Source organism: Thiorhodovibrio winogradskyi (assembly GCF_036208045.1).
GTDB classification, from domain to species: domain Bacteria; phylum Pseudomonadota; class Gammaproteobacteria; order Chromatiales; family Chromatiaceae; genus Thiorhodovibrio; species Thiorhodovibrio winogradskyi.
In genome coordinates, this window is sequence record NZ_CP121472.1 from 1,456,893 (window position 1) to 1,473,351 (window position 16,459).

The window sequence follows — 16,459 nt, forward strand, 5'->3', positions numbered from 1 at the left end:
CAACTTAATCCAGGTTGTCCGCGTTGGCCTCAGACAGGATCTCCTTGAGGAACACCTCCTGCTGTTCTGTATCGATATCCACAACGAGACGGGTCGGCTCGTCTGGGCGCGTATAGCCCTTGATGAATTCCTCCAGCGCTAGCCGCTGGCCCGAATGCGGCGGAAACAAGGACGACTCCAGCGCCGGTTCGACCCCATGAGGCATGCCGTCGGAACTCAAAAAAAGATCTTTTCCGGGTACATATCCGACCTGGTCGATCAGCATCCGAAAAGGGTTGTTGCGTTCGGCATAGCCTAAGGGCAAGGTCTCGGCGTAGATGGTCGAATCGAGCGAGAAGTTGGGCTGCATGGAGAGCACCACCCCGGCTTCCTTGAGCTGGCGGGCCTGCTGCTCGCTGATGAACTGTGCGTGTTCCACCCGGATTTCCGGAAAGCCAAGCCCTTCAGCGCTTAGCGCACCGAGCGCGTCCAGAATCTGAGTCACGGCCCGGTCGCCGACAGCGTGCAGGGCAATGGGCAGCTCCTGGCGAGCGGTGTCCCGCATCAGCCCCAGCAAGGCATCGTCTTCGTACACCAGCAAACCCTTGTTCTCCTCGCCGGCATAGGGCTGATGCATGGCCGCGGTGTTCGTTCCCAAGCCGCCATCGGTAAAGAGTTTGATTCCCCAGACCTTGGCGCGCATCCCGGGACTCAGTCGCGCGTACATGTCCGGTCCGGCCCAAAACTTGATCCGATCCGCCATGGGCGAGGCGGAGATGATCCGCAAGGCATCCTCGCTGACCAAAAGCATGTCTTGCACATGCATCACGCCTTTCGCCGCCAGTTCCTCAAAATGCGCCGCCGTTGCCTCCGGGGTGATTTTCGGGATGCGACCCAGGAACGGCAAGATGTCGCTGATGTGGCGTTGGTACCAGGCAAAATCGCCATAGCGCGCCACGATGTCGGGATAGTCCGGGCGTAACATGTCTTCCGCGGCCGGACTCATGACCATGCTATGGAGGGAATAGTGAACAATGATGACCGGCGGCATGGACGCCAGCTCTTCTTCTGTGAAGCTGAAAAGAGACTCGTTCCAGCCCTGGATCAGGGTCAAGTCATCCGCCGGCAGTTTGGCAATGATTTCCATGGCCGCTTCTTTCTCGGAAACTTCCCAGAAGGAGGTGCTCTCCATTAAGGCAATGTAGAGCGAAGTGTGGGTGTGAAAGTCAGACAGACCAGGGATAGTGACGGTTTCGACACCCGACACGGAGGGAGTTGTCTCCTCGTCCGGGGGCAGCTGCTTAGCCCATGCCAGCCCTGGCGAGGGGAACATCAAGGTCCCCGCGGACAGAAGCAGCAGGCAGGAGAGTAAGGTCCCAAAGAGGCAGGTTAAGGAGTTGAAGGATTTCGTCGGGAGCTTCCCGGGGAATACAGCTTTGGACATCGCAAAGGTTCCTGTTTAAAGCGAAAAAAAAAGCCTCCACCCCAAAGGAGGGTTCATGCGTAAAGTTTCGGCGAAGTGTAATCGCCTATGGGCAATCGATGTGGAATTTCTAATGACACACCAGTGAGCGGGTGCGCGATGCAGTCTTTGCCATCCTCGCTCATGTTCCGCTTCAAGCGTGCCGCGCTTCCTTCGCCGTCGCCACCAAGGTGCCGTACCCAACCGACATCCGCCTGCTTTGAGGATGACCTGCGCAACGCCATCGAGACCTCGGCAGCCTTCCTTCTGGAATGATAAGGGTCTGGTTTGCCCGAAAATTCGAGTTTTTGGTCGGGCACTATCCTAGCTTGATGATGCCGCCGTCGAGTTGCATGGGGCCTGTGGTCTTGCCCGCGAACTTCGAGGATTTGAGGGAAATCCCAGAGGTCTTGTTGAGTGTGAGATTTTCCGAGGCCGAGGCTTGCATCATGATTTTGTTCGTATCGAGTTGGAAAAAACCGCCGCCCTTGAGTTTTTGCATCAACACACCTTGGGCGCTGACCTCAAAGGAGCCACCATCGGGGCATTTCAGGAGAATGGAATTGCGACTGCCAATGGTGATGACCACATCACCTTGGGGCGTGGTTTTCTTTGCGGTCAGGGTCTTGCCGTCCTCCAGCACGATGCTGAGAGCGCTTTTGTTTGTGAGCGTGATCTTTTCACCCTCGCTTGCGATCTCGATCGATGATGAGTTGCCCGCATTGCCGACTTTCATGGTCAATTTGGCTTGGGGGCCGACGCTATTGTCCACCTCGACTTTCACGCCATGGTCCTTGGACAGTTCCATGACGGCCGCGTAGTCACCGCTTTGGGCGGTTTCGATACCCTTCATGGTGCTGCGAATGTAGGCCATGAGACCGGCGCCGAACAAAGATGCCAGGCCCACGCCCGTGGCCCCGACCCATTTCAGGGTGTTGGCGGTTCCCTCGGAATACATGTCTTTTGGATTGCGGATGCCCTGCATGGTGGTCATGGTCGAGGCCGAGCCGGCTAGTGTCGTGGCGATGGCGGCCAGGAAGGCTTTCTTGAGCTTTTGCACCGCGGCGCGGCTGCCGAGGTTCAGGCCGGCTTTGATCTCCACGCTGTCCTCGCCAAGCATCTCGTTCTTGTCGTGATAGGAGAAGGACTCGGAGCCGAACTCGATTTTGTCCCCCTTGGTGAAGCCAAATGACTGGCCGATGCAAGCTTCCCATGCAAGGCCCGCCTGGACCTCGCCCTTGCCGCCGGCGAAAACCTCGTTCTTGACCCCGCCCACGGCTTCGTTCGAGGTGCCGATGGTAACCTCGGTTTTATGATCGAAGCTGCCCTCGAAGTGCCCGTCCACCACATTGAAAAAGGTGGACTTGCCCTCGTCGCTCTCACCCTCGCCGCTTTCGGCCATGACCAGGCTGCCTTTGCTTGCGGGCAGCTTCATGCCGATGTAAGACTTGCCATGTTCGTCGCCCAAGGCCAGCTCGTTGCCGCCGGCGGTGCGGATGGCATTGACCGCGTGGTTCTTGCTGGTGACCAGATTGGGCGTTTCAGGATTGTGAATGGCGGCGACAATGGTCGGGCGATCAATATCCCCTTCGTCGAAACTGATCAAAACCTCGGTCCCCTTGAGCAACGGGAAGTGCATGCCGTAATTCTCGCCGGCATAGGGCGTGGCCATGCGCAGCCAGGCGGAGGCCTTGCCATCCTCGCGGCCCGAGAGGTCGAAGGGCAGGATCACCTTGTAGCGTCCGGCGTCGTCGAGTTCCGCATATTGACCGGATTGAGAGGCATCGATCTTGGCCGACAGGGTGCCGGCAATCCGTGGTTTTGGGGTCTTGCGCGGCGGGCGGTACTGGGTGGTCGCAGGAATGCACTCAAAGGTGTTGCGGTAAAACAAGGCGTTTTGGTCCGACACCCGGTTAAAACCCAGGCCGCCGACCAGGTAGCGTTCCTGGCTGCCTTCATGGCGCACCAGGGTGGTCAGATAGGCCTGGTTGAAATCCTGGCGATAATGGCCGTTGAGTTTAAAGTTGAAACCTGGGCGCAGTCCGGGCACGGATGACAGGCCGTGAAAAATCTTTTCCCGACAGCGGATTTCCTCGGCACGGATGCGCGCGAGCTGTGCGGCGCCGGCCTGGGTCAGGACGTGATCCCCGTAAAGATACATCTCGCCGCGCCCGTTGGCCGCGACCTGGGCCTGGCCCTTCATCTCAAGGCTAGGTTTCTCGTAATAATAGTCCTTGAGCAGAACCTGCCTTGGCATCGGGGTCTGGCGCAGGTGAAAGGAGGTGATGACCTGTCCGGCCTTGGTGGCATCCAGACCCGATGGCTCGGAATAGATCAGGGTTTCAAAGCCGGGAAGAGTTTTGTGGGCGATGAGCGAGTCCGAACAGATCAGCTTTTCGCCTTTGTCGTCCTGTTCAAACCAATAATAGGCACCGCCAAATTCCATCCAGCGGGAGAAAAAATCAAAATGTGACTCGCCATATTGGCAGACATAGTCGCGGGCGGGGAAGCTGGCCTTGAGCGGAAAGTCGAAATCCAGGCCATTGCGCAGTCCGCCGTCCTCCAGAACCGCCGCTACAAATTGCTCTGGTGATTGATTCAGAAACACCTGGTTGTGCCGGGTCAGGGTCAACCACCAGGCTTTGGGGCGCAGCTCGGCGCGATAGAACACCAAACCATCAACCTGATGCATTTGGTCGAAGGCGGACAGAATGCCGTGAAAGGGTAGATCCTCTTTGCCACCGAGCAGGCCCTTGATGGTGAAAGTGGCTGGGTTTTGCAGCACCGCGTCCAGGTCAAGGTCGCGTCGCTCCGAGACCAGCAGGACATCGAAGCGATAGAGCATGGACAGACCTTCCTCGCCGCTGAAGCGGGCGACGACGAAGGTATCCTCGGGCAAGGCTTTGCTGACGAAGGTAAAGGCGTTTTCCTTGAGAACAGGCATGGATAATTCTCGCGGGCTTGGATTGTGTAAAAAGGAATCGCAACGCGCTTGCGCGGGGCGGGCCCTTTCGGCGGGCCAAACAGGGTGCCTTGCCTAGGACATGATCATCACCTTGGTCTGACTGGGCGCCAGCACGTTGCCGAGTTGGGCGTTGTCCTTGTTCTGGCTGGTGGGGTCGCCCATGCGCTGCGCCGGGCTGCCCTCGATGCGCACCTTGGCGCTGCCGTTGGTGAATTTCGCCGGCCCCTTGATGGTGTTGGATTGAACGCCCATGGCAACGCCGGGCTCGTCGCCCTCGCTCAGGCTAATTTTGCATTTCTTGTTCACCGCGGGTGCGCCTGTGATCAGGACCTTGTTGGCGCCAGGCAGCGCCAGGGCCATTTGCGCCGTGTTGGGTAAGGGAGTCGGCACCGGGCCACCCGGGGTGGGCACCTTGCAGACATCCGGGAAGGCGAATGCCATGCCACTGGATTTACAGCATGCGAACATGGTCTCGCTCCTTTTTTTGCATGAGGATTCCGTCCAAGCGGATAAAAACCGAGCAGACGGAGGAGGGATACGTATACGCATGGTCCCTGCCGTGCCGGATCCGGGGCTGCGGCGGCGCCCGAACATGCCGCCGGCACGCGTCTTTTTCATGCCTGGAGGCGCGCGTGCCAGGCGGTAGTCTATCCCTTGTCGACCCACCATGGAATTGCTGTCGACGACGGGTCGATCTCAATCCCGGAAACTGCTACCGGCGATCCTGTCGCCTGGCCCGCCTTGGTCCCTGCAAACCGCGCTTGGCGGCCTTGGGCGTGCTCCAGAATCGCCTGCGTGGCGAAGCAATTGGATCCGATAAGCCGGACTTCGCGCAGGCTGATCAGGGATCTGGCCCGGGATCTGGCCCGGAATCTGGCCCGGGATCTGACCGGGGTGGCACGGGTCAAGGTCGCCAGATGTTGACTTGACCTGCAAGAGAGGCTGGATGGAGTCAATCGCGCTCACTCCCGAGGGTGCGCTGACGGGCAATCCACAGTGATGCACCTTATTGCAGCGTTTAGCCGAGAGAGCACTAGAATGGTGCGCCGGGATGAGCGGAGAGCAGGCGCAAGATGATGATGAAGGACCATTTGCCATGACATTTGTGGATGTGACCGCCTTTGCCAGAAGCGAATTTCAGGCTTTTCTTGATCAGGCGCAAGAGATTCGCCGGGATTGAGCGCCAAGACTGTTTCAAGCATCGCTGAGGAACTCTGGCATAGGGTTTGCTTTACTCCATTGCGAGGGGCGCTTTTTTCTGTCCGCCGAGCTCCGTCTCTCAACCTCCTCAGTGGTGAATGGCCCCGGGCGCAAGCTCGGGGCATTTTTTTGCCGAACTTTTCGCCGAACTTTTCGTTGGGTTTGTTAGTTAAGGTTCAGCCACTGCAGCACGGCGGGGATGTCATCGCGGGTATCGACGCCCGGACCCAGGGGGGCGCAGGCCTCTTCGACCTGAATGCGCTCGCCATTCCAGAGCACGCGCAATTGCTCGAGTGCTTCGATGCGTTCGAGTGGCGCGGGCGGCCAGGACAGGAAGCGGGCCAGAAAGTCCACCCGATAGGCGTAGAGTCCGATGTGGCGCTGAAAGACAAGGTTGGGCGGAAGCCGCGCGCCATCACCCAGTAAAGCATCTCGCTGCCAGGGAATGGGGGCACGGGAGAAATACAGCGCCCGGCCTTCGGCGTCAGTCACCACTTTCACCACATTGGGGTCGTTCAGTGCCCTGGTCGCGTCCATGGGCGCTGACAGGGTCGCCATGCCAAGCTCTGGATGATGCTCGAGCGCCGCGGCGACCTGGTTGATCAGGGCGGCTGGCACACAGGGCTCGTCGCCTTGGAGGTTGACGATGATGGTCTCCGGCGCCCAGGCGCGCAGACGCATCACCTCGCCAATGCGGTCGGAGCCGCTGAGATGTTGGTCGGAGGTCATGACCGTCTCGGCGCCGAGTTCCTGACAGACGCGCGCGATGCGTTCATCCTCGGTGGCGACCAGCACCTCGGCGGCCTGGCTTTCGCGGGCGCGTTCCAACACATGCGCGATCAGCGGCTTGCCGCCAATGTCGACCAAGGGCTTGCCGGGCAGGCGCGAGGCACCATGGCGGGCGGGAATGACCACTTTGAAGGGCGAACTGGAGGGAGCGGAAGGGCTTGGATTCACGCGGGGGACTCCGAGGCTTGAGAGGGAGCTGGGCGGATGGGGGATTGCGCGCGAGCTTGTTCCAGTGCGCCGAGATAGGGCTCCAATGCCTGGATGAACGCCGGATTGGGCACCGCCGACACGGGTAGATACCAGTGGCGGGACTCGGCGAAGGCGCGGCACTTGACCGCGTCCTTCTCGGTCATCAGGACCGGCCCGGCGGGCCAATGGCGGGCGTCCGCGCGGCTGAATCCGTGGTGGTCAGGGTAGGGGAGGCGGGTGATACGCAGCCCGTGGCACTCAAGGAGCCTGAAGAAATGCTCGGGATTGCCGATGCCGGCCACCGCGGCGACCCGGGGACCAACGAACTGCGCCAGGGCGCGGGTTTGACGCGGGTCCGCCAGGTTGACGGCGCGTTGCGGTCGCAGTGCCATGTTTGGGCGATTGTCGTCGCCGCCGTTGGTCAGCAGGATGTTGGCGCGACGGGCGCGCGAAACCGGCTCGCGCAATGGACCGGCCGGCAGGCAGCGGCGGTTGCCAAAGCCGCGCCGGCCATCGACCAGCAGAATTTCCAGGTCGCGCCTGAGCCGGTAATGCTGCAAGCCGTCATCGGCGAGCAGCAGATCGCAGTCGCATTCGCTGAGCAGGCGCCTGGCGGCGGCGACCCGATCGGCTCCCGCCATGACCGGACAGCCCGAGCGGTTGGCCAGCAGCACGGCCTCGTCGCCATGATCGCGCGGGTCGCCCCGGGCCGGGACTCGCCGAGGCTGACTCAGATCTTGACCGCGATAGCCGCGGGTGAGAATGCCGGGCCTCCAACCGCGCTCGCGCAGATGTTGGGCGAGCCACAGAACCAGCGGTGTTTTGCCGGTGCCGCCGACAGTCAGGTTGCCGACCACGATCACCGGTGCCAGTATCCGTTGATCCGCCTCTGGCGGCTGGCGCCAGCGCCGGCGCCACAGGGCGGCGCGCGCCTGGGCGATGGCGCAGTAAAGCCAGCCCAGGGGCGCCAGCAGCCAGGCCACCGGATGCGCTGGGCCATACCAGATGGCTTGAAGCTGGGTCGCCAGTTGGGCCGCCAGTTTGGCCACAAGTTGGGCCGAGCGCTGGTTAAGCCGCACCGGATTGGCTCAACAGCAAGGCCGCGATCCGGCCGGATAAGGGGGAGCTTGGGTGGAGCAGGTCGGTCATGCGCGGGTCGACTGACTAAATTGCAAGCGCCGCAGGCGGGCAAAATAACCGTCACGGACAATCAGCTCCGCGTGCGAGCCTTGCTCGACGATGCGTCCCTGTTCCAGGACCACCACGCGATCAACCTGCTCGATGGTCGAGAGCCGATGGGCGATCACCAGCGTGGTGCGCTCGCGCATCAGCGTCTGGAGCGCGGCCTGGATGTGGCGCTCGGCTTCGGTATCGAGCGCCGAGGTGGCTTCGTCGAGAATCAGAATGGGCGCGTCCTTGAGCATGGCGCGGGCAATGGCCAGGCGCTGACGTTGGCCGCCCGAGAGCAGCACGCCGCGATCGCCGACCAGGGTGTCGAAGCCCTGCGGCAGGGCACGGATGAAATCCAGTGCATGGGCGCCCTCGGCGGCGCGCTCGATGTCCTCCCGCGAAACCTGGTCGATGCGTCCATAGGCGATGTTGTTGGCGATGCTGTCGTTGAACAACACCACATCCTGGGTAACCAGCGAAATCTGCGCGCGCAGGCTGGCCAGGCGCAGGTCGCGGATGTCGATGTCATCGATCAGAATCCGGCCGGCGCAGGGCTCATAGAAGCGCGCGAGCAGGTTCGCAAGCGTTGATTTGCCGCTGCCGGAGCGCCCGACCAGGGCCAGGCTCTCACCGGCGGCGATGGACAGGTTCAAGCCCTCGATCACCAGGCCGTTGTTTTTGTCGTAGCTGTGGCTAATATCGACATAATCGATCTGTCCCCGCGCGCGTGCCAGGGTGCGGGTGCCGCTGTCAGGCTCGGGAGCGGTGTCGAGCAGCTCGAACAGGCTCTCGGCCGCGATGATGCCGCGCTGCAGATGGGAGTTGACCGAGGTCAGGCGCTTGACCGGCGGCAGTAGCAGGCCCATGGCCACCACAAAGGACATGAAACTGCCCACGCTAATGTTTTCACGCAGGCCTTGCATAGTAGATAAATAAACCACTATCCCAATGGCCACAGCCGAAATAAGCTGCACCAGGGGCACGCTGACGGCCTCGGTGGCGACCATTTTCATCTGCAGAGCGCGGGTTTTTTCGTTCATCCGCTGGAACTGCTCGCGCTCACGGTCCTGCCCGCCAAAGGCCTTGATGACCCGGTGGGCGTCAATGGCTTCCTGTGCGACATGGGTCAGGGAGCCGACCCGCTCCTGAATGCGTTTGCTGTAGCGGCGGAACCTTTTGGTGGCGTATTTGATGGCAAAGGCCGTGGTCGGGCCAATGAACAGAAAAATGGCCGCCAGCTTGGCGTCCAGGTACAGCATGTAGGCCAGCAGCGCCAGTGCGGTGAAGCCATCGCGCACAATGGTGGTGACGGCCGAGGTGCTGGCGTTGGCGACGTTGTCGACGTTGTAGGTCAGCTTGGCGAGAATCTGGCCCGAGCCATGGGTGTCGAAATAGCGGGTTGGCGAACGCAGCAGATGGTCGAACATCTGCTGGCGCAGATCGGTCACCACGCGCCGGCCGACCCATTTCAGGCAATAGGTGTTGGTGAAGCCGGCGATACCCCGCACCACGAAAAGCCCGACCAACAAAAAGGGCATGAGTCGAACCGTGTTTGGATCGCGCTCGACAAAGCTGCCATCGAGCAGCGGCTTGATCATGGCGGCGAACAGTGGCTCGGTGGCGGCGAACACCAGCATGCCGACAATCGACAGGGTGAACATGCCCCAGTAGGGCTTGGCATAGCCAAGCAAGCGCGCATAGATGGCCCGCGCGCTGGTATTGAGCTCTGATTGAGTCATTGGGGTGGCCGAGGGGAGGAGGCGTCAGGCTCGACTGGGGCTGTCGCGGCGGGATCGGATATGGCTGGCGCTGGCGGCGTGCTCTTCTCTTGCGCCCCTGGTATGTGCGTGGCGGCAAAGGCAAGCCGGGTGAGCCCAACCTCTTGGGCCGCATCCAGCATCCGCATCACGGCCTGATGAGGGGTGTGGGCGTCGGCCTCGATCAGCAGGGTGCGATTTGCAGACTTGGCTGTGGCTTGGCGCAAGGCCTGCACCAGCAGCTCATGCGTATCCTGCTCCGGACCAGGCGCGATTGGCTGCTCGGCAACGATGTAGCGGCTGTCGCTGTCGATGACGATGACCAGTGGCTTGCTGTCGGATTGCCGAGCAGGCTGGCCTTTCGCCTCCGGCAGGGCGATGGGAATTTCCCGTTGTTGCTCGAAGGTGGTCGAAATCATGAAAAACAGCAGCAGCAGAAAAACCACATCGACCAAAGGTGTCAGGTTGAGGTCGGCTGGCCGCGGTGGATGAGGTCGCAGGTTCATGCCGGAGTGCCTTCCTCGTTCGGTTCGCGCTCGCCTTTAATGATTTCCACCAGGCGCAGGGATTGTTCTTCCATGCCAATCGCCAGGTGCGTCACCCGGCTGTTGAAATAGCGGTGGAACAGCAGCGCTGGAATGGCAACCGACAAACCGGCCGCCGTGGTCAGCAGGGCTTTGGAAATGCCACCGGCGAGGACCCTTGGATCACCCACGCCGGCTTGCATGATGACGCTAAAGACATCGATCATGCCAATGACGGTGCCAAGCAGCCCGAGCAGGGGCGCGACCGAGGCAATGGTGCCAAGCATATCGAGATAGCGCTCCATCTCCGCCACCACCTGACGGCCAGTGTCCTGGATGCTTTCCTTCATGATGTCGCGCGAATGCGCGCGGTTCACCAGACCGGCGGCAAGCATGCGCCCGAGCGCCGAACCCGAGCGTAGCTCGGCAATGCGTGCATCCGTGAGGTCACCATGTCGGTGCAGTTGCCAGATGCTCTCGACCAGATCCCCCGGCATGATCGCGCGCGATCGCAGCGCCCAAAAGCGCTCGAGCACAATGGCCAGGGTGGCGACCGAGCACAGGGAAATCGGCCACATGAGCCAGCCGGCAGCGCGGAACAAGTCGATGACGGAAGTGAAGGCAAGCATTATTTCAGTGAGCGGATTTTTGTGTCCAGGGTGCCATGGCGTGCGGCGCCAGAACGGGCTATCGCGGTGTGAGGGACTGACGCGAGTCAGTTGGGGCCTTATCTTGCGGCAGTTCTTGGCATCAGCGAAGCCAGTGGCTCGGGTGTAATGCGCACTGGCGTGCCAACGGAGACCGACTGAAACAGAAACTTGATTGCATCGGCGTGCATGCGATAGCAACCGGAGGAAGCCGCTCGACCGACAGTCCGCGGCTGGTCGGTGCCATGGATGCGAATATAGGGAAAACCAAGATTGAGCGCGTAGGCGCCGAGCGGATTGCGCGGGCCAGGTCCCATGCTGGTTGGCAATTTTGGGTTGCGCTTGCGCATGTCCGGTGGAGGTGTCCAAGTCGGGTTGGGGCGTTTCACGGTGATTTGGGTATCGCCGAAAATGTGATAGGACCAGTGGCGCCCAATCGCGACCGGCCAGACATAGATGGTGCCATCCTTGGCATGGTAGAGCAGCTTGCGGTCGGCAATGGAGATGAGGATGGAATCCGGCCCCAAGGGGGATGCCGAATAATCCAGCGTGGCACCGCCCTGTCCAAAGCGCGCGGGTGGCTTTGGTGGAGGCGGTGGTGGAGTGCTTTGTGTCTCGGTATCCGCTGGTGCGGAATCTGCATCAAGGGGTTCGCCGCTGGTAGCCTCGGCATTTTCTTCGCGATCTGCATTGTGGCGATTATCTTCAGTGCCATCTTCCACCGGATAGGCGTCTGCTTCCGCATCGGTTGGAGCTGTGCTAGACGGGACATCAGGGGCTCGATCTGTGTTGCCGGCCTTTGTTTCGCTGCGGTCCGTGTCGACAGAGTTAGGCGGCTGCTTGTCGGTCTGTGTGTGCAGTGTCGCCAGACTGCCAGAGAAGGCCACTGGGGTTGGTAGGCATTCGGCGCCGCGCTGGCGCAAACTGGCGCAGATTCTGTCGCGCTCGAGCGCGTCACCGGCAACCGCGCGCAGCGCGATGTAGTGATAAAGCTGGGTGTAGACCGGTATCACATCGCCGAGCAGATCGGGGAAACGCGCGTGGAGCAATTGCCAGCCTTGCTCGGCCATGGATCTGTCATGGTAAAGCGCGAGCTGCATGCCGGGCTGTTCAGTGGTTGGCTGGGTGCTGACCGCGGCGACGGGCGAAGCTGTGGGTGGAGAAAGGGATTGAATATCGGCCTGCTTGGCGATTGGCTTGGCGATTGGCTTGGCGGCCTGATTGGAGGTTGGCTCGGCAATTGGCTCGGCGGTCCGCTCCGCGATTGGCTTGGCATCTGGAACGGCGTTTTGCCTTTGTTCAGTGCCTGGAATGTCGGATGATTCGCTCGGGATGGTGCTGACATCCAACCGGGTCAAGAAACACTGATGACCGGCCTGACGCAGCTTCTGGCAGCCACTTTGGGCGTCGCCGCCCGCTGTCGTTGCCATTAATGAAAAGACCCAGTCGCGCTCGACCACCTGGGGCTGGAGTCCTGCGACGGCATCAGGATGGCGCCGCGCGAGCCTCTGCCAGGCGCTCCATGCCGCCGACTCCTTAGGATGGTCTGAGATATGCACGACCGAGCGGGGTTGCGCGAACGCCGAGTGACAGAAAGCCTGATAACAGAGGACAAGGCAGCTAGCTAGGATGGTTCTCAGCCAGGTGGTTCTCAGCCATGGGTCGCAATGTGGCATTCGAAGCAACATGGTGGGCTTTCTGGTTCTCTTGGGTGGAACAGAATGTGGCTCGCGGCCGGTGATAAAAGAGTTTGAAATTCCGTTCAAACCCTGAAGTCAAGCCTCGCCCCGGGGCGGCTGAAATGTTCGGCGGCTCATGGTCATTGTAGCAGCGCGCGGCCCAAATGTGACGCAGCCGACGCGCACGTTCTGGCAAATTAGCCGAGGTGCTGTCATGAAAATTGCTGTGATGAAAGGTATTTTTCCCTTGTTATTGTTTCTGGGCCTTGCCATGCCGCCCGTCTTGGCCTTGGATGATCAGGTGTTGGTGACGGGCAAACCGCGGCCGGGTGGGGTGCGCATGATTGTTCTGCATGCCACTGGTGGGCCGGACTGCATTGACTCGCGCAGTTTTCGCGGCGGCACGCTGGATGGCATCCTGGGGCATTTTCTGCGCAACCGTAGCCGCATCAGCATCCACTACGTCATTGGCCGTGATGGTCGGGTCGTGAGTATGGTGCCTGAGTCCCAGGTCGCCTGGCATGTGCGCGGGCATAATCAGGACTCCATCGGCATTGAGCTGGTCAATGACGGCGATGGTGTTGATCCTTTTCCCCCAGCGCAGATTGATCGCTTGGTGGAACTTCTGCGCGGGCTGCTTGAGCGTCATCGGTTGGACGGGGATGCGATTAAATCCCATGCCGAGCTTGATGATTCAACCATTGTTTGCAAGGGCGTCGCGATCAAGCGCAAGCAGGATCCAGGCGCGGCCTTCCCCTGGGAGCGGGTATTGGCTGAACTCCGGCGAGACTCAGGCCAAGACTCAGGCCAAGATTCAGCTTGGAACTAAAACGGAGCCCCAGCACGTCCTTGACGGACAGTCAGGCATGCTGGCGGTTGCACCAGTTTGCGCCCAAACCTTGGTCACACAGAATCGGGATTGCGGACATGAAAAAGGGGCGCTCAGCGCCCCTAAATGCGGATTAGCAGACTCCGCGCGACTCAGTCATCGTCGTTGGCAGGCCCGAGGTACTGCTCGGACTCATACCACATGACATTGATGATGCCAAAGGCGATAGCCAGCAGGACGCCGAGAATCCAGGCGAAATACCACATGCTTTGTCCTCCGGTGATGGATTGACCAATGAGCGGTTGAGCGACTTAATTGGGCGACTCAGTAGGCCAGGGTTTTCTGGGCGTCGATTTCCTCGGTGGTAATGCGTCGCCACATCTTGGCGTAAGTCCAGGTGGTATACGCGAGGATGATGGGGATGAAGATCATGGCCGCCCAGAACATCACCGTCAGCGTCAGATGACTAGAGACGGCATCCCAGGCAATCAGACTGCTGTTGGGGTTGGTGCTTGAGGGCATGATGAAGGGAAACATGGCGGAACCGGCGGTCATGATGATGCCGGTAATCCCCAGGCCGCTCAGGATCAGTCCCAGCCCCGCGCGGTCTTGCATGGACATGGAGATGGCGCCGCCCAGGCCGGCAAAGCCGAGGATGGGGAAGAGCAGTGTCAGCGGCCAGTCCTTGTAGCTGTTGAGCCAGCCCCAGCGATCAGCCACCACCTCCTTGGTGAGCGGATTGGGGATGGCGTCGGCGCCGGGCATTTCGACCACTGAGTAGCCATAGCCAGCGATTGCCAGCCAGATACCGGCCAGCGCGAAGGTGGCGATGGTCGTCAGCCCCAGTGCCTTGACGACCGCCTTGGCGCGCGAGGCGACCGGCTCCCCTGTGCGCAGCTGCAGCCAGATGGCCCCGTGCATGGTCAGCATGGCGAGGCTGACCACACCGACCAGCAGCGCGAAGGGGTTGAGCAGCCCGAAGAAGCTGCCGGTGTAGTAAGGCCGCAGCAGTTCATCGAGGTGGAAGGGCACCCCCTGTAGCAGGTTGCCAAAGGCAATGCCGAACACCAGTGCCGGCACCGCGCCGCCGATAAACAGACCCCAGTCCCAGGCGCTGCGCCACATCGGGTTTTCGATCTTGCTGCGATAGTCAAAGCCGACTGGTCGGAAAAACAAGGCGAACAAGGCAAGCAGCATGGCGAAATAAAACCCGCTGAAGGCCGCCGCATAGACTAGCGGCCAGGCGGCGAAGATCGCCCCGCCGGCCGTGATCAGCCATACCTGATTGCCGTCCCAGTGCGGCCCAACGGTATTGATGATCACCCGGCGTTCCAGGTCGTTCTTGCCCAGGAAGGGCAGCAGGGTGCCTACCCCCATGTCCATGCCGTCGGTGACGGCAAAGCCAATGAAGAGCACGCCGACCAGCACCCACCAGATGAGTTTCAGCACTTCGTAGTCGAGGATCATGGTATCAGTCTCCCGTGTTTTCCTTGCTCGGTGCGCTCGCGGGCATGGCGCCGCCGCCTGTGCCTGATCCGGTGCCTGCTCCGGTACCTGATCCGCTTCCGGTTCCAGTTCCGGCCTCGCGCTCATGGTGATAGCGCCCGCTATGGAGTGAACTCGGACCCTGACGGCTGAATTTGATCATCAGGAACATCTCGATCAGGAAGAGCGCGGTGTAGAAGATGATAAAGGCTGTCAGGCTGGTCATGACTTGATCCGCTGTCAGGCTCGAGGCCGCGATGCTGGTTGGCAGCACTTCGCCGATGGCCCAGGGCTGGCGGCCGAATTCCGCCACGAACCAGCCGGTCTCTGCCGCGATCCAGGGGACCGGAATGCTCCACAGGAAGGCACGCAGCAGCCAGCGTTTCTGTTGGATGACCCGCTTGGCGTTGTAGTAGAAACCAAGCACGATCAACAGCAGCATCCAGAAGCCGGCCATGACCATGACGCGGAAGCTCCAGAAAAGGGGCGCTACCTCGGGGATGGAATCCTTGGCGGCGAGCTTGATCTGCTCCTCGGTGGCCTCGGCGGGATTGTCGGTGTAGCGCTTAAGCAGCAGCCCGTAGCCGAGGTCATCGACATGTTCCTCGAAGACCGCGCGATTGGCCTCGGTATCCTCGCCGCCACGCAGTTTTTGCAGATAGTTGTAAGCGATCATCCCGGAGCGGATGCGGATTTCATGATCGCGCATCAAATCCTTCAGACCCACCACTTCCTTGTCGAGCGAGCGGGTGGCGATCAGCCCCAGTGCCCAGGGGATTTTAACGGCGTTGTGGGTTTCCTCGTCCTCGTTACTGGGTTCACCATAAAGGGTGAAGCCGGCGGGTGCTTTCTCGGTGTGCCACTCGGCCTCGATCGCGGCCAGCTTGACGCGCTGAACGTCGCCCACCTCGTAGCCGGATTCGTCGCCTAGCAGTATGACCGACAGGATGGAGGCCAGGCCAAAGCCCACCGCGACCGAGAAGGAGCGCTTGGCGAAGGCCAGATCGCGGCCTTTGAGCATGTACCAGGCTGAGATGCCCATCACGAACATGGAGGCGGTCACATAGCCCGCGGCCACGGTGTGCACGAATTTGACCTGTGCGACTGGGTTCATCAGGAGTTCCCAGAAGCTGGTCATTTCCATGCGCATGGTCTCGTAGCTGAACTCCGCGCCAACCGGATATTGCATCCAGCCGTTGGCGATCAAAATCCAGAGCGCGGAGAGGTTGGATCCCAGCGCGGTCAGGAAGGTGACGGTGAGATGCTGACGCTTGCTGAGTCGCTCCCAGCCGAGGAAGAACAGGCCAATGAAGGTGGATTCAAGGAAAAAGGCCATCAGGCCCTCTATGGCCAGCGGGGCGCCGAAGACATCGCCGACATAGTGGGAGTAGTAGGACCAGTTGGTGCCGAACTGAAATTCCATGGTCAGTCCGGTGGTGACCCCGAGCGCGAAGTTGATGCCGAACAACTTGCCCCAGAATTTGGTCATGTCACGGTAGATTTCGCGCCCGGTCATGACATAGACACTCTCCATGATGACCAGCATCCAGGAGAGCCCCAATGTCAGGGGCACGAAGAGGAAGTGATACATCGCGGTGGCGGCGAACTGCCATCGCGATAGCTCGATCATGGTACTGTCAAGCATCGCGCTGATTCCTCAAGATGGAAGGATTGGGTGGCTCGGGGCCCATGCGCGGGTGGCCTAACCAGACAGGCGCCGACCCCGACCGCGAATTAAAGCAGGTTAGAGTCCGAGATGATAGGTCGGATATTGCCATTGGCCC

General features: G+C 60.8%; 14 protein-coding genes. 2 read left to right on the forward strand and 12 right to left on the reverse strand.

The window, feature by feature from the left end; genetic code table 11:
• Positions 1 to 4: 4 nt before the first annotated feature.
• From Thiowin_RS06630 to Thiowin_RS06640, 3 genes are all read right to left on the reverse strand, one after another.
• On the reverse strand, positions 5 to 1,246 hold the full coding sequence (locus tag Thiowin_RS06630) for an amidohydrolase family protein (RefSeq protein ID WP_328986955.1): 1,242 nt from the start codon (positions 1,244 to 1,246) through the stop codon (positions 5 to 7).
• Between the two features lie 514 nt (positions 1,247 to 1,760).
• Positions 1,761 to 4,385 (reverse strand): type VI secretion system Vgr family protein, encoded by a 2,625-nt coding sequence (locus tag Thiowin_RS06635; RefSeq protein ID WP_328986956.1) that lies wholly within the window; start codon positions 4,383 to 4,385, stop codon positions 1,761 to 1,763.
• Between the two features lie 93 nt (positions 4,386 to 4,478).
• Positions 4,479 to 4,874, reverse strand: a complete 396-nt coding sequence (locus tag Thiowin_RS06640; protein ID WP_328986957.1) for a DUF4150 domain-containing protein — start codon at positions 4,872 to 4,874, stop codon at positions 4,479 to 4,481.
• Between the two features lie 583 nt (positions 4,875 to 5,457).
• On the opposite strand from Thiowin_RS06640, the gene Thiowin_RS06645 reads away from it, so the two are divergent.
• Entirely contained in the window at positions 5,458 to 5,586 is a 129-nt protein-coding gene (locus tag Thiowin_RS06645) for a hypothetical protein (RefSeq protein ID WP_328986958.1), read from the forward strand.
• Positions 5,587 to 5,771: 185 nt separating this feature from the next.
• Here the strand turns inward: Thiowin_RS06645 and kdsB are convergent, their stop codons facing one another.
• The 6 genes from kdsB to Thiowin_RS06675 all read right to left on the reverse strand — a co-directional run bounded on the left by kdsB (position 5,772) and on the right by Thiowin_RS06675 (position 12,112).
• Positions 5,772 to 6,563 carry a 3-deoxy-manno-octulosonate cytidylyltransferase gene (kdsB, locus tag Thiowin_RS06650; protein ID WP_328986959.1) on the reverse strand — a complete coding sequence of 264 codons (792 nt, stop codon included), beginning with the start codon at positions 6,561 to 6,563 and terminating at the stop codon, positions 5,772 to 5,774.
• Entirely contained in the window at positions 6,560 to 7,663 is a 1,104-nt protein-coding gene (lpxK, locus tag Thiowin_RS06655; RefSeq protein WP_328986960.1) for a tetraacyldisaccharide 4'-kinase, read from the reverse strand. The genes kdsB and lpxK overlap by 4 nt, the downstream gene beginning before the upstream one ends.
• A gap of 66 nt (positions 7,664 to 7,729) precedes the next feature.
• Entirely contained in the window at positions 7,730 to 9,493 is a 1,764-nt protein-coding gene (msbA, locus tag Thiowin_RS06660) for a lipid A export permease/ATP-binding protein MsbA (protein ID WP_328986961.1), read from the reverse strand.
• Complete coding sequence (locus tag Thiowin_RS06665; protein ID WP_328986962.1) at positions 9,490 to 10,017, reverse strand: ExbD/TolR family protein; 528 nt, start codon at positions 10,015 to 10,017, stop codon at positions 9,490 to 9,492. Before Thiowin_RS06665 ends, msbA begins: the two co-directional genes overlap by 4 nt.
• On the reverse strand, positions 10,014 to 10,664 hold the full coding sequence (locus tag Thiowin_RS06670) for a MotA/TolQ/ExbB proton channel family protein (protein ID WP_328986963.1): 651 nt from the start codon (positions 10,662 to 10,664) through the stop codon (positions 10,014 to 10,016). The genes Thiowin_RS06665 and Thiowin_RS06670 overlap by 4 nt, the downstream gene beginning before the upstream one ends.
• Before the next feature lie 98 nt (positions 10,665 to 10,762).
• Positions 10,763 to 12,112: a L,D-transpeptidase gene (locus Thiowin_RS06675; RefSeq protein WP_328986964.1), complete on the reverse strand. Its 1,350-nt coding sequence runs from the start codon at positions 12,110 to 12,112 to the stop codon at positions 10,763 to 10,765.
• A 463-nt stretch (positions 12,113 to 12,575) separates the two neighbouring features.
• Between Thiowin_RS06675 and Thiowin_RS06680 the strand changes: the two genes are divergently transcribed.
• Complete coding sequence (locus Thiowin_RS06680) at positions 12,576 to 13,190, forward strand: N-acetylmuramoyl-L-alanine amidase (protein WP_328986965.1); 615 nt, start codon at positions 12,576 to 12,578, stop codon at positions 13,188 to 13,190.
• A gap of 152 nt (positions 13,191 to 13,342) precedes the next feature.
• On the opposite strand, the gene cydX is transcribed toward Thiowin_RS06680, so the two are convergent.
• The 3 genes from cydX to Thiowin_RS06695 are packed head-to-tail and all read right to left on the reverse strand — an operon-like array spanning position 13,343 to position 16,320.
• Complete coding sequence (gene cydX / locus Thiowin_RS06685; RefSeq protein WP_328986966.1) at positions 13,343 to 13,456, reverse strand: cytochrome bd-I oxidase subunit CydX; 114 nt, start codon at positions 13,454 to 13,456, stop codon at positions 13,343 to 13,345.
• Between the two features lie 58 nt (positions 13,457 to 13,514).
• Positions 13,515 to 14,657 carry a cytochrome d ubiquinol oxidase subunit II gene (gene cydB, locus Thiowin_RS06690; protein WP_328986967.1) on the reverse strand — a complete coding sequence of 381 codons (1,143 nt, stop codon included), beginning with the start codon at positions 14,655 to 14,657 and terminating at the stop codon, positions 13,515 to 13,517.
• A gap of 4 nt (positions 14,658 to 14,661) precedes the next feature.
• Positions 14,662 to 16,320 (reverse strand): cytochrome ubiquinol oxidase subunit I, encoded by a 1,659-nt coding sequence (locus Thiowin_RS06695; protein ID WP_328986968.1) that lies wholly within the window; start codon positions 16,318 to 16,320, stop codon positions 14,662 to 14,664.
• Positions 16,321 to 16,459 lie beyond the last annotated feature (139 nt).